At 37.3% G+C, this 12901-nt stretch carries 15 protein-coding genes; 9 read left to right on the plus strand and 6 right to left on the minus strand.

Features of this window, described 5'->3' with window-relative positions; all coding sequences use genetic code 11:
* Positions 1-3 precede the first annotated feature (3 nt).
* The gene (locus OB69_RS12690; protein ID WP_053224117.1) at positions 4-1725 is read right to left on the minus strand and encodes a GMC family oxidoreductase; all 1722 of its coding nucleotides are present in this window, start codon (positions 1723-1725) and stop codon (positions 4-6) included.
* Positions 1726-2032: 307 nt separating this feature from the next.
* Here OB69_RS12690 and OB69_RS12695 point away from each other — a divergent pair, with 307 nt between their 5' ends.
* The 8 genes from OB69_RS12695 (at position 2033) to yidD (ending at position 7862) form a co-directional block, all read left to right on the plus strand.
* Positions 2033-2908 (plus strand): TolB-like translocation protein, encoded by an 876-nt coding sequence (locus tag OB69_RS12695; RefSeq protein ID WP_053224118.1) that lies wholly within the window; start codon positions 2033-2035, stop codon positions 2906-2908.
* Positions 2909-3049: 141 nt separating this feature from the next.
* Complete coding sequence (locus tag OB69_RS12700; protein WP_053224119.1) at positions 3050-4105, plus strand: ParM/StbA family protein; 1056 nt, start codon at positions 3050-3052, stop codon at positions 4103-4105.
* A 13-nt stretch (positions 4106-4118) separates the two neighbouring features.
* A complete protein-coding gene (locus tag OB69_RS12705; RefSeq protein WP_053224120.1) occupies positions 4119-4571 on the plus strand; it encodes a bactofilin family protein in 453 nt (150 codons plus the stop codon).
* A gap of 425 nt (positions 4572-4996) precedes the next feature.
* Positions 4997-5605, plus strand: coding sequence for a PA3715 family protein (locus tag OB69_RS12710; RefSeq protein WP_157608572.1), 609 nt, complete (start codon positions 4997-4999; stop codon positions 5603-5605).
* Between the two features lie 114 nt (positions 5606-5719).
* On the plus strand, positions 5720-6670 hold the full coding sequence (locus OB69_RS12715) for a calcium/sodium antiporter (RefSeq protein WP_053224122.1): 951 nt from the start codon (positions 5720-5722) through the stop codon (positions 6668-6670).
* A gap of 101 nt (positions 6671-6771) precedes the next feature.
* Positions 6772-7344 (plus strand): hypothetical protein, encoded by a 573-nt coding sequence (locus OB69_RS18720; RefSeq protein WP_071426780.1) that lies wholly within the window; start codon positions 6772-6774, stop codon positions 7342-7344.
* 21 nt (positions 7345-7365) lie between these two features.
* Positions 7366-7575, plus strand: coding sequence for a hypothetical protein (locus tag OB69_RS12725; RefSeq protein ID WP_053224123.1), 210 nt, complete (start codon positions 7366-7368; stop codon positions 7573-7575).
* Positions 7576-7622: 47 nt separating this feature from the next.
* Positions 7623-7862: a membrane protein insertion efficiency factor YidD gene (yidD, locus tag OB69_RS12730; RefSeq protein ID WP_053224124.1), complete on the plus strand. Its 240-nt coding sequence runs from the start codon at positions 7623-7625 to the stop codon at positions 7860-7862.
* Positions 7863-7904: 42 nt separating this feature from the next.
* Here the strand turns inward: yidD and OB69_RS12735 are convergent, their stop codons facing one another.
* Positions 7905-8645: a hypothetical protein gene (locus OB69_RS12735; RefSeq protein ID WP_053224125.1), complete on the minus strand. Its 741-nt coding sequence runs from the start codon at positions 8643-8645 to the stop codon at positions 7905-7907.
* A gap of 202 nt (positions 8646-8847) precedes the next feature.
* On the opposite strand from OB69_RS12735, the gene OB69_RS12740 reads away from it, so the two are divergent.
* Positions 8848-9516 carry an MCP four helix bundle domain-containing protein gene (locus OB69_RS12740; protein ID WP_053224126.1) on the plus strand — a complete coding sequence of 223 codons (669 nt, stop codon included), beginning with the start codon at positions 8848-8850 and terminating at the stop codon, positions 9514-9516.
* A 19-nt stretch (positions 9517-9535) separates the two neighbouring features.
* On the opposite strand, the gene surE is transcribed toward OB69_RS12740, so the two are convergent.
* The 4 genes from surE to OB69_RS12760 all read right to left on the minus strand — a co-directional run bounded on the left by surE (position 9536) and on the right by OB69_RS12760 (position 12887).
* Positions 9536-10324: a 5'/3'-nucleotidase SurE gene (surE, locus tag OB69_RS12745; RefSeq protein ID WP_053224127.1), complete on the minus strand. Its 789-nt coding sequence runs from the start codon at positions 10322-10324 to the stop codon at positions 9536-9538.
* Entirely contained in the window at positions 10325-10963 is a 639-nt protein-coding gene (locus tag OB69_RS12750) for a hypothetical protein (RefSeq protein ID WP_053224128.1), read from the minus strand. It lies immediately after the preceding gene.
* 49 nt (positions 10964-11012) lie between these two features.
* Positions 11013-12167, minus strand: a complete 1155-nt coding sequence (gene ribB / locus OB69_RS12755; RefSeq protein WP_245620817.1) for a 3,4-dihydroxy-2-butanone-4-phosphate synthase — start codon at positions 12165-12167, stop codon at positions 11013-11015.
* A 141-nt stretch (positions 12168-12308) separates the two neighbouring features.
* On the minus strand, positions 12309-12887 hold the full coding sequence (locus tag OB69_RS12760) for a hypothetical protein (protein WP_053224129.1): 579 nt from the start codon (positions 12885-12887) through the stop codon (positions 12309-12311).
* Positions 12888-12901: the final 14 nt, after the last annotated feature.

The raw sequence follows: 12901 nt of genomic DNA on the forward strand, positions 1-12901 counted from the left end.
GACTTAAATATTTCTTTGTTTTACTTGTTCAACTAAATAATCTGATGCTCTCCAAGCCAAGGCCAATATGGTCCAAGTTGGGTTTTTATCGGCTTGCGACACAAACGGGCCTGCATCCATAACAAATACATTCGGACAATCATGAAGCTGATTGTATTTATTGGTCACCGACTCTTTTTTGTCGTTACCCATTCTGGTAGTTCCTACTTCGTGAATAATTTCGCCAGGAGCGGTTAATCCATAATTTCGGTCTTTTCCAGGTTTATCTCCTAACAGAATACCACCTGTAGCATCCAAAATTTGCTCGAAAGTATCTTGCATATGTTTGGCTTGGTTCACTTCATGCTCTGTCCATTGATAATTGAACTTGAGCACAGGTATCCCCCACTCATCAACTACATTATTATCAATCTCGCAATAATTATTGCGTTGCGGAATACTTTCTCCTCGACCTGACACGCCCAATACTGCACCATAGTACTTCTTAACATCAGCCCTGAGGGATTCGCCATAGCCACCTACTTCGCCTCCCATTATCTTATTCAAATTATTTGGGTTGAAACCAAAGCCATAACTTGGCATTCCCATTCCGCCCCAAACCTCAATATGGTAGCCTCTAGGAAAATCTAATTTCTTATCATTTAACCACCAAGGCGTGTAAACATGCATTCCACCTACTCCATCTTCATTATAAATCTTACGATCCATCAGTTTTGGAAGGAATACAGAACGACTAGCTCCTGTAGAATCGTGCAGATATCTACCTACCAAACCACTGCTGTTGCCTAAGCCATCTTGGTGAACACTGCTTTTTGAATTCAATAAAATTCGAGCCGAAGAACAAGCCGAAGCCGCCATTACTACTACTTTGGCCTTTAGGTGATATTCTTTTCTATCTAGTTTATTAACATAGTTTACCCCTGTGGCTTTTCCTTCTTTATCTGTGGTTACTTCGCGCACCATAGAATTGGTAAACAATTCAATTTTTCCTCCATTCTTTTGGGCTGGAAAAATCAAACAAGTTCCAGAAGAAAAATCGGCATAGGCTGAGCAAGCACGATTACACTGACCACAATAGAAGCAGCTTCCTCGCTGATTATTAATTCGTTTAGTAAGAATTGAAAGTCTTGAAGGAATTACAGGAATTCCTGCTTTTCTTGCTCCATTAATATAGTATAGCTCGTGAAGCCTTGGTTTTGGCGGAGGCAAGAAGAAGCCATCTGGTTCATTGTGAATATTTTCTTTACTACCGAAAACACCAATAAGTTTATCCACCTTATCGTAATAAGGTTTTACATCATCATAGCCAATCGGCCAGTTATCGCCAAGGCCATCAACGCTTTTTCGCTTAAAATCTAATGGCCCAAAACGAAGTGAAATTCTACCCCAATGGTTGGTTCTTCCCCCCAACATTCTGGAGCGGAACCAAGCAAAGCGAGTCCCTGGGGCTTCGGTATAAGGTTCTCCGGCCAAATTCCAGCCTCCATAGGCGGCATCATAATCACCAAAAGACCTTCGGTCTGAGCTGGCACCACGCCTAGGAGACTCCCAAGGCCAACGCAATTGGGTTCTATATTCATCTTGTGCGGGGTCAAAAAATGGACCGGCTTCGAGTACTGCTACATCAAAACCAGCCTCTGACAATATCTTAGTTGCCATTCCCCCACCGGCTCCTGAGCCGACAATGACAACATCATAAACTTTTGAGGATTCTATAACTTGCATAAGGTACGGTTGATTTCAGCTTAAAATTTAAGGAATTCAACTGTAACCAAGGCCTTTCACCAAAGAAGTTTTTATGAAAGGTAAATTTAGGAGTCAACAAAACACTGACTTTCAATTGTTTTAACAAACTAGATTGATTCTAAATTAATGAACGCGACATCATTCCAAATGAGCATACATGTTCATACAGACAAACCTATTACCGTATAGTATATTCCTTTAATGTAAAACCACCTTTAAAGCTTCAATTAAATTTTTCGTTGTCGTTAAACTTTAATATTTTCGATAAACACTTTGTACTCTCTTTATGAAAAAACAACTTCTGTTTTGCATGGCTTTTAGTTTTTTAATCTTCACAAGCTTTGCACAAACACCACCTGCCGACACAGAAATCTTCGTTTTCGACCTAAAAGAAAAAAAAGGCAGTGTGTCGATCGAAAAAGGTAAGAATGTAACCAACCGAAAAGGCTATGATAATCAACCTTATTTTTATGGGGAAGATTATATGCTCTACACTGCCTACGAGAATGGTCAAACAGACATTATTATGTTAGACTTACTTGAAGGAAAGAAAACCAACCTGACCAACTCTAAAGAAAGCGAATACTCTGCCGCAATGGTTCCGGGCTTCGAGTCGTTTGCAGCGGTAAGGGTGGAAGAAGATGGTACACAAAGGCTTTGGTTGTTTCATTTAAACACAAAAAAAGCTCCGCAACTTGTATTTGAAGACATCGCTCCTGTTGGCTATCATGCATGGAGCGGTTCTAATGTAGCCATGTTTATTTTAGGTACACCCATAACTTTATTAATGGCCGATGCCCGACAACCTGGTGAAAAAAAGATTACTGACAACATAGGCAGAACTATAAAACTTATACCAGGTTCAGCCGACTTTGCCTTTGAAAGAACGGAAGAGAATGGTGATAAAAACATTTACCGACTAAACTCAAAAACCGCAAGGTTTGATGTAACCGTAAAAAAACCTGATAATTCAAGTGATTGGACCATCACAAATGAAGGCACTTACGTAACCAGTGTGGGCTCTAAAATACTGACCTTCAACCCGAAATATGACAAAGACTGGAACGAGGTTACAGACTTGAGTTCTATGGGGCTTTCGGGAATCACCCGAATGGCTGTAAATGAAAACAACACAAAAATTGCGATAGTAATTAACCAATAGCAGATTTTCAGTTTTTAAATCAAAAAGTTTTTCAGAAATTCCAGCGATTTTTCAATGATACAGCCAAAAAAAAGCGATTAAATCGTATTATTGTCTTTCGTTCAAACCGCTCAAAAATATTTGCATACCAAATCATTAACTATGTTCAAAACCTATACTTTCCCAAGTGTCTTTGAAGGAAATAATACTGACCTCAAAAACGTATCACCTGACCTGATCAACGGACTGAAAATTTTTCATAATGGTGAAGGTTATGTGATAGGCAACCTAGCCTTAACTGAAGGAGTTTCCCCACATAAAAATATCAACAGTGCTCCAGACGAACTGGATTACCAAATTCTATTGAAAGCGGCACTACTTATTGCCAACCAAAAGTTAGGCAATCCAATTACAATCACCACAGGATTTCCTTTTTCAACTTTTCAATTGAATAAAGAAAAGGCCACGCAACTTATTGATGGGCAACATACTGTTGAATATGATGCGGCAACCTACGGGGGTGGCATCAAAAAGAATGTTCAAGTTGAAGTAGCGGGTGCACAGGTAATACCTGAAGTTATTGGCTGTACGATTGCTTTGAGAAAAGGCATTACAAAAGCACAAGGCAACTTCTTTGTAATGAGTTTGGGTTACGGAACACTCGAAGGACTTTTGAGCACTGAGGGCGGAATTGTACAAAGAACTTCACTTTCAACTTACGGCCTTCGTTACGCTGTAAACTTGCTTGAGAAAGAATTAGCCAAGGAACACTACTTAGAATTGAAAACGGAACATCAAATTGATGCTGCTTTCCAAAAAGGAGTGATTTTCCTGAACAGAAAAAGAATTGACATCAGAAGCATGCGCGATAGAGTGCTGAAGCAATATTATGAGGATGTAATATCACCAGCCATGCGCAAAGCATTCAATGATAATGACTTTATGACAAGTCAGATCATGTATTTAGCTGGGGGTGGCGCTATATACACCGCGCTTGTAGATTGTTTTAAGGAAGAATTCCGTGATGTACTTGACCTTGAAATCGCCCATGAACCACAATCTTTGGCGAGCCGTGGTTATTGCATCAACTCCGCACAGCTCAACGGTGGTGTAAAAAGCACTGCGGTAGGTTTAGATATTGGAAATGCAACAACAGTCGTTTCAATTTTTGACGACAACAATACCATATCTGAAACTTCAATTCCTTCTGAATATTAATAAAGCATTATAAATGGCTGCTATTACTCCATCTACGCATATCACTCAAATTAAGCAAGGTTCTATTATTACAGGAAACTTAAAGTCTAGTCAGAGTATACGCGTAGATGGTAATATTACCGGAGATTTACTCTCTGATGAAAAAATCATCATTGGTATTAATGGTGAAATTGGTGGAAACCTTAGAGGTATTGATATTACTGTTGAAGGCTTTGTGAATGGAGATGTAATGTGTAAGGGTTTTTTACATGTTACTAAAAGTGCCAAAATTTTTGGTAAAATCTACGCCAAAGAAATCTCAATAGAAAAAGGTGCCGAACTGAATGGAAAAGTGAACGTAGGTAAGGAAATAGAAATTCCAGAGCTCAATACTTCATCCCCTTCTCGTTCTTCTAGCCAAGATAAAACCAAAAGCATTTCTTCTCAACCTGAGAAGAAGGATAATTACGGCTCTGTGGCTTGGTAGCGTAGCCCTTACAAACTTATTGATTTTTAATCCCCATCTTCTATTTCAATTGACAGATGGGATATTCCCTGTTTCTTTCTGACGACCACATTTATTTAAGTCAAAGCAGTTTCACTTCATTCAGTGAATGAGTAACTTCAGTAAATGAATTGAAAATTGTGCTTAGCAAACAATTCAATTGGTTGTTTCGAGAGTTTTTGGCAACTTAAAAGTGAATCTAGAACATTCTAAAAAGGACATTTGGAAAACCATTATCTTAGATTATCACTTTTAAGAATTATATCTGAATCAAAGACTCAGAGTGTTACTAAACAGTCCCATAACCTCATATGAAAAAATGGACTCTCATATTGCTACTCAGTTTTAATTTAACTTCCCATGCTCAAGAAAGTCCCCAAAACCTAGTTGATAAGGTTTTAACTATCTTGAAAATAGAAAAAGAAGCATGCCTAACGGATTTCATCATTGAAAAGCCCATTTCAGACTCTGAATCCATTATTCTGATTCCTGAAGTCTTAAACAAAGAAGAATATATTTCTATTAACGCACATGTTTTGATAGTCAACCGCACAAATTCCGAGATAAAATCTCGTTTCTTCGAAAAGGAATCATGGTATAGTGACGCTATTAGGTTAAATAAGATCGAAGTCATCTACCAGCCTTATATCATCTCACAAAATCATGAAACCGTAGGCATAGTAATTGATTATTATGGCAGCAGCAGAGTCAATCCATATGAGTCAACAGAACTTTCTTTATTCGTTCGAAACGGAGCTACATTAGAGAGGGTACTTAAGGATTACTCAATTTCTCAACTCAATGGAGAAACTGATGGAATGAGTAGTGGAGAATATATAGAGCATAAGAAAACTATTAGTCCAATTATTAACTCGCTATCAAAATTTTACGATTTATCAATAACGGACACAATTACCACAACAGTAATGGAAGACGGTACAGAAAAAAGTGTTAAAACGGTTACAACTACGGAAACTTTGAAGTACAAAAACGGTGAATACAAAAACAGTTTTTAATCAAAACCCAATTTACTTAATATCCATCCTAAAACTTTAATTTTCGCACATTAAGATAATCAGAAACTGTTTTGAGCAAATTACGTTTGCAGAGTTCATTACTGACTTTAATTGATGATTATTCAAGTTTTGTTGCTTATTTCAGGCCTGGCATTATTGATTACCGGAGCTCACGGTTTAGTAGATGGCGCCTCTGCCCTAGCCAAGAAATTCAAAGTTTCTGACCTAGCCATTGGGCTTACCATTGTGGCCTTTGGCACCTCTGCTCCTGAATTGGTGGTCAGTATTTTTGCCTCATTTCAAAACCATCAAGATATTGTTTTTGGCAATGTCGTTGGCAGTAACAACTTCAACCTATTTATTATTTTAGGTATTACAGGTCTGATCGCCCCTATGGTAGTGCAATCAAGCACTATTTGGAAGGAAATTCCAATATCATTTTTAGGTATTGCACTCGCTTACATACTTACCCATCATATTTTTGGCACCGACCAAAATATACTTACCCGCATAGATGGCTTAATACTATTAATACTATTTGGTTTCTTTCTCTACTATGTAAACAAACAACTGAAATCCGACCCAGTTACAATTGAAAATAAAGCAGCTACTTATTCAAACCTCAAGACCTACAGTTATATCATATTTGGGCTGGCGGGGTTGGTAATCGGAGGCCGACTATTGGTAACTACCGCGGTAGATATGGCTACCACAATTGGAATGAGTGAAAAATTGATCGGGTTGACCATTGTAGCAGCAGGTACATCATTGCCTGAATTGGCTACTTCAGTAGTGGCGGCATTTAAAAAGAACAGCGATATTGCCGTAGGTAACATTATTGGCTCAAATATCTTTAACCTATTTTTCATTTTGGCCACCTCGGCTGTAATTCGACCAATAGTCTACGATACCGTTTTCGACCTAGATTTATACATTCTAGCTGGAGGAACCATATTCGTTTTCATAGCCATGTTTACTGGTAAAAAGAAAAAGCTCGACCGATGGGAAGCGGCAATACTACTAGTGAGCTATATTGCTTACTTGGTATATGTAATTCAGAAGTAAGGCTTACTCAACTTTCAATTAAGCAAACACCCTTTCTCTATTTATTAGATTAGAATAGGTTAATTAGTGAGTTTTACGCAATTTTCAGAAAACGTAAATAAATGAAAGAGGGCTTAATTAAAGATGCCTACGAAGCCATAATAAAGGAAATTCAAACCGTAATTACCATTTGTTATCTTCTTACCGTAGGCATCGGAATGCTTTTCAATTATCAACTCTATTCTGAGTTTGGTATCAATATATTTGATTATTCAGATGTGTTTGATTTTCTAATCGCACCCTTTGCCGATTTCAAGATATTGCTCTTCTCCTTGGCCTCTATTGGAATTTCATCCTTTCTACTACAAATGGATATCGTTTGGAAAAGGAAATTCCCGGTCTCCTATTCGAGATCTAATTTTGGTTGGGATAAAAAACCTTGGTTTAACAGATATCGCTATTTTGCTTTTGGCTTTCTCTTTATAACTTATCTATTCCTTTCAGCAGATTTATATGGCAGCTATGTGAGCAATCAAATTAAGGAACAATCACCTATTGAGATTCGATTTGCAGACGATGAAATTAAAACGGGTATTTTAATTGGTAACACGGCCAAGGTAATGTTTCTTTTAAATGATGGAAAAGTAACCGCTATTCCAGTTACTTCCATGGTAAAGGAATTTGAAATCAAATAAAAATTGTTCTAAAATTGACTCATGGAAAAGAGAGTGAAGTTTGACTTTGAGATTTACTTCTCAAATGGAGGAAGTTTAAAAGGAGAAGACTTTCGGTTAGATATTGAAGGCGACTCCATTTCTGACGAGGCATTGGCCGACTATATCGTTGAAGACATGCGATTGCTAATGGTTGGTGAGGTGAGAATACTTAGGAAAGAAATTTTTGAAGAAGCACACAAACGAAAATAGGCCTTAAAGCACCCTAAGTGGAACCTATCAATCCACTATCTTGCAACATGAAACGGATTTTAGCTGCCATTTTCATTTTTCCAATTCGGGTGTACCAATATGCCATTTCACCAATGTTAGGTGCTAATTGTAGGTTTAGTCCCACATGTTCGGCATATACAGTGGATGCCATTAAAGAATGGGGAGCTTTTAAAGGGCTTTGGTTAGGCCTTAAGCGATTTAGCAAATGTCACCCTTGGGGCGGCCATGGCTATGACCCTGTTCCGAAAAAAGACCATAAGCATTAAGATTACAGTTTAAAATCCCTGTACGGAACACCCTCAAACAGTTTAGTTCTTCTCAATAATTTCTCTCGGTGTCCAAACTTCGTAAATAGGACTTCCAGTACTGCTCAAACCACTATGGTGCCAAGCCTTATCAACTACTTTATAATCAAACTCTAAAGAAGCCCCTACTCGGTTTACATCTCTTGAGAAGAACTCAATATTTTCAGTATACTTTCCATTGATGGTGGTGTAAGTTCCTCCGCCCGTTCCAGAAAACTCTCCAGTATCTACATTGTAGGCTATCCATTGAAATCTAGTTCCAGACAATATTTTCATGGTTTTTCTAGCCCTAATCGGACGCTCTACAATTTCTCCATTCTGTTGTCTACCAGTAATAAGAAATGCATTAGCTAAATCACCACCTGTACCATTATCAATCCTTGTCCAAACTCTACTATCTCCTTTAAAAGTCAGTTTGTTTCCTTCAATCTTATATTCATTAGACTCTGATTTGCCTACCATCTCAGAATCTTGGGTATTGAACTCATAAGTCTGAATTATTTTATTTCCCTCAACCTTCCATGAACCACCCATGGTGTATAAAAATGAATTATCATCGGTATAATAAGCAGCAGAGCTCACATAGCCACCACTCATTATGGCGACTGCATGTACTTCCCTTCCATCATCATTTTTGAAAGTAGTTTCCCAAGCCCCAGTTAAAGCCTCTGGCGAAATAGAATTTCCAGTTGATGGAAACAAACTAAACAAAACAGCAGCGATAGAAAGAAATAAAGTTTTCATAGGTTCAAAATTTTGAGATATTACAAGATATTGAAGGGTATTGACATAACCAATAGCGAAGTATATTGACGGTCAAATGAAGAAATTAATTTGAAGTTATGTTTTTAGAGAATTAGTGACTTGAACCGATGACACCTATTTTGACAATAGTTTTAAAACATATTTTGTATCATAAGACGTTTTCTATTAAAAGCTCGGAATTATGAAATGGACGTACAGCATAAAAAACAAAATAACTGCGGCAGTACTCCTTGCGGCAGTGCTCATTGTAACTTTAGCAAACAACTTAGTCGAAAGAAGTCATTTTAAGCAACTCGATGCATCTTTTGCATCGATGTATGAAGACCGAATGTTAGTAGAAAGTTATATTTTCAAGCTTTATGAAAACCTTCACCAACGTCAAGCTTTGATTCTGGCTTCTGAGAATCAAAAAGGGTTCGATCACTTAAAAACAGCGTTTTTAAATTCTAAAAGTGAAAGAGAGTTATTGATTCAAAAATACTCAACCACTTACCTTACTCCAGAAGAAGAAATTGAATTTGAAAAATTAAAAGAAATTGTTCAGCGCATAAATAGCATTGAAAGTGGACTGACTCAAGATCAAAGTACTGAAGACCAGTTAAGTCGTTTTGTAAGTGATAACAACGAAGTTGCTTCTCGGGCCTTCGATAGCCTATCAGCCCTTTCCGCTATTCAAACTAGTGAGGCTCAAAATATTCGTGAAGAATCGGAGAAAATTATTTTAGGAAATATCTCTATTTCTCAATTGGAAATGGCCATTCTAATTATCATTGGCCTTGTTATTCAAGCGCTTATTTTCTCTTCCAAATCATTAAAAGCTACAGCAAAACAACAGCCTCACTTAAATTAATTTCAATTAATGAATGGCTTTAAACATTGGTCATGAAATCCCAATCATCATTAATTTGGGCAATGCTGTGATAGGCTGTCATATCGTACTGACAAGGCACTACAGAAACATAATTATGGTCTACCGCCCATACGTCAGTATCTTCACCTTTATCATTATTCACAAAATTACCTGCTAACCAAAAGTAAGGTCTTCCATAAGGGTCTTTTCGCTGATCAAATTCTTCCTGCCAATGTGCTTTGGCCTGTCGACAGACTTTAATCCCTCTAATTTTCTGGTTTTGCTTGGGTGGAATATTAACATTTAGGGCTACATTCTTAGCAAGTCCCTTTTCTAAAACCTCTTTGGCAATATGAACAATATGATCAATGGCGTGAGAAAAATCAGCCTTTAAAGAAAAATCGGCTAAGGAATAACCAATGGATGGAAAGCCCTCTATGGCGCCTTCAATGGCTGCAGACATGGTACCTGAATAAAGTACACTAATGGCTAAATTGCTTCCGTGATTCACACCACTTACTACCAGATCTGGCACTCTATCTTTCAATACGTAATGTTTGGCTAATTTAACACAGTCGGCAGGTGTACCCGAACATTTATAGGCAATTACACCTAAATCATTAAAGATATCGGTTTCTATAAGTCGTAAAGTATTACCAATTGTAATGGCATGCCCCATTCCTGACTGCGGACTATCGGGGGCAACAACAATTACTTCACCAATTTGACACATGGCTTCGATGAGCACGCGAATACCTTTTGAGGTGATACCGTCATCGTTTGAAACAAGAATAAGGGGTTTGGGCATTTAGTTTACTTCTTGGTTAAAATGATTCACCAATTTCGCAACATCCTGTAAGCGATCAAGCTTTAATCTCTCTTTTTTAACGTACTTCTTAAGTTCTGCACGAGCATTACCAAATTGATTAAGCACATCATTTGTTTTTCCCGAGGATTCTCTAATTACCCCATCTTCTTTTGCAAAAAACATTTTATGAGCCAAATAACTTCTACTTTCTCTAAAGTTTGGGTAGTCAGAATACCTGTATCTATTATTTAAGCTTGAAGTAGTAGGTGAATTCCTAATTACTACATATTCTCTAGCCAAAAGTGTCATTTTACCAGCAACAATCACCTCGAAAAACACAGGGCGTTTATAGTTATTTTGAATGGCATAAGGAAGGGAATAAAAAGTTCTTCGCGTTTTGGTAGATTCTTGCAAAAAAGAGAATGAAATTATTTGACTCGCATCATAAGCTTCAGTACGATCTCCAATTTGTAATTGAATGGCCTGCCTATCCAAGTCATATTTAATATTCCCATTTTTTATACTTCCGTCAGTCAGCTTGATTTGTCCATCATGCCATAATTCAGACGGAAAAGTTTGTGCATTAACCCCAAATGCCACAAAACTAAATAACACGAGAAAATAAATGTACAATTTCATATCGCACAGCATTTTTGTTTTGTGTTGAACTCGTTGTAAACCTTAATGTTTATTTTTTCTTTAAGGTAACATGTTCAACAATTTCGAGACCATAACCTATAAGACCAACACGCTTTGTAGGATGATTCGTAATCAAGCGGATTTTAGAAACACCGAGGTCACGCAAAATTTGAGCTCCAATTCCAAAATCTTTCTGATCCATCTTTACTCCGAACTTACCTTCTTTTTGACCTGCAGCCTTGATGGCTTTAAGCTCATCCAATAAACGAGCGCCTCTAGCACCTTGGTTCATATAAAGTACAACTCCTTTGCCTTCATCTTCTAACATACGGAGCGCATGCTTTATTGGATTACCAGTATCTCGATTAAAACCGAATACATCGCCTAAAGTGCTAGAAGAATGCACACGAACCAAAACAGGTTCATCTTCTTTCCATTCGCCTTTTACAACGGCCAAATGCACTTCTTCAGTATTGGTTTGTTTGAAGGCTTGAAGATGGAAATCACCGTAATCTGTTGGTAAATCCACAGAATCAACACGTTCAATAAGACTTTCCTTTTCTAAACGGTAAGAAATTAAATCTTCTATAGAAACCAGTTTCAAATTAAACTTTTCGGCTACTTTTTTTAGGTTAGGAAGACGGGCCATTGTACCATCTTCATTCAGTATTTCTACCAAAACACCACAAGCTTGGAAGCCCGCTAAACGTGCCAAGTCAATAGCAGCTTCAGTATGACCTGTTCTTCTCAATACACCACCTCTCTTTGCTCGTAAAGGAAAGATATGGCCTGGTTTACCTAACTCTTCGGGTTTTGTATTTGGATTCACCAAAGCTTGAATCGTTTTGGAACGGTCGCTGGCAGAAATTCCAGTAGTACATCCGTGACCGATTAAATCAATAGAAACCGTAAATGGAGTTTCGTAGGCTGCGGTATTAGAACCCACCATCATTTCAAGGCCAAGCTCATCACAACGGTCTTCAATCACTGCTGCACAGATTAACCCACGACCATGTGTAGCCATAAAATTGATAACTTCAGGTGTTATTTTCTCTGCTGCGCAAATAAAATCTCCTTCATTCTCACGGTCTTCATCGTCCACTACAATAATAACTTCACCATTTTTTATGGCTCCTATTGCCTCTTCAATCGTATTTAATTGAATTTTATACTTTGCAGTTTCCATTGTATTTGCTTCTATCATGCTCTTTATTCTATGCGTATATAAATTCTTTTATTTTGACACCACAATTCCCAATTCGGTGGTCACCTGATCGAAAAGTGTTTTTACAATTAAAGACTTAGGACAATATTTTATGCCCATTGCTATTTTCAACCAATATCTTTAAGAGAAATCTTTGTTTGAACTTAAGTCCATTCTAAGACTTTTAAATGATTCCCGAAAGTCTAAAGTTCCTTCCATTGTGCCCAACTTGAATTTATTTTGTATTTGTTCTCCCAAAAAAGCATCTGCAATTGTATTTGCAAATTCAATCAAAGGTTTGAGATAGTTGTTAAAATCTAAGAACTCATCCAGATTTGGATATTCTAGAGTTGTGATGTGAGCGATCCTAGCATTTCGGTGTTTTATTTTAATCTTATTAATCTTTTGTCTAAAGTCCTTTAACATTTTTGTCATTAACTTTAAGAAGGCTGGATTATCGCTGCTCCTGTTCAATTCTTTTAGCACAGCTCTAAATGAAAATATTGAATTGTCATCATCAAGTTTTGTAAGATGAAGAATCAATCCATTTTCCAGGTAACGAAGGGCATAAAGCTCTTCAAGGACAAACTCCCTACTAGTTTTCTGAAGGATATATTCAAATCGATTCATTTTTCTTATAAAGAAATAAGCTGCCTGATTCAAATCAATAACCTCGAATCTGATTCCTTGAAGCTGTTCTTTTAATTTATTACCAACCATTTTTAAACTTTATA

Origin of the sequence: Roseivirga seohaensis subsp. aquiponti, from assembly GCF_001267955.1 — a bacterium.
GTDB classification, from domain to species: Bacteria; Bacteroidota; Bacteroidia; order Cytophagales; family Cyclobacteriaceae; genus Roseivirga; species Roseivirga seohaensis.

Excerpts from the sequence above, each read along its gene's own strand:
- OB69_RS12725 (WP_053224123.1), top strand. The coding sequence starts at position 7,366 with ATGGAAAAGAGAGTGAAGTTTGACTTTGAGATTTACTTCTCAAATGGA.
- OB69_RS12705 (WP_053224120.1), top strand. The coding sequence starts at position 4,119 with ATGGCTGCTATTACTCCATCTACGCATATCACTCAAATTAAGCAAGGT.
- OB69_RS12735 (WP_053224125.1), bottom strand. The coding sequence starts at position 8,645 with ATGAAAACTTTATTTCTTTCTATCGCTGCTGTTTTGTTTAGTTTGTTT.
- OB69_RS12740 (WP_053224126.1), top strand. The coding sequence starts at position 8,848 with ATGAAATGGACGTACAGCATAAAAAACAAAATAACTGCGGCAGTACTC.
- OB69_RS12715 (WP_053224122.1), top strand. The coding sequence starts at position 5,720 with ATGATTATTCAAGTTTTGTTGCTTATTTCAGGCCTGGCATTATTGATT.
- OB69_RS12695 (WP_053224118.1), top strand. The coding sequence starts at position 2,033 with ATGAAAAAACAACTTCTGTTTTGCATGGCTTTTAGTTTTTTAATCTTC.
- ribB (WP_245620817.1), bottom strand. The coding sequence starts at position 12,167 with ATGATAGAAGCAAATACAATGGAAACTGCAAAGTATAAAATTCAATTA.
- surE (WP_053224127.1), bottom strand. The coding sequence starts at position 10,324 with ATGCCCAAACCCCTTATTCTTGTTTCAAACGATGACGGTATCACCTCA.
- OB69_RS12690 (WP_053224117.1), bottom strand. The coding sequence starts at position 1,725 with ATGCAAGTTATAGAATCCTCAAAAGTTTATGATGTTGTCATTGTCGGC.
- OB69_RS12700 (WP_053224119.1), top strand. The coding sequence starts at position 3,050 with ATGTTCAAAACCTATACTTTCCCAAGTGTCTTTGAAGGAAATAATACT.
- OB69_RS18720 (WP_071426780.1), top strand. The coding sequence starts at position 6,772 with ATGAAAGAGGGCTTAATTAAAGATGCCTACGAAGCCATAATAAAGGAA.
- yidD (WP_053224124.1), top strand. The coding sequence starts at position 7,623 with ATGAAACGGATTTTAGCTGCCATTTTCATTTTTCCAATTCGGGTGTAC.
- OB69_RS12750 (WP_053224128.1), bottom strand. The coding sequence starts at position 10,963 with ATGAAATTGTACATTTATTTTCTCGTGTTATTTAGTTTTGTGGCATTT.
- OB69_RS12760 (WP_053224129.1), bottom strand. The coding sequence starts at position 12,887 with ATGGTTGGTAATAAATTAAAAGAACAGCTTCAAGGAATCAGATTCGAG.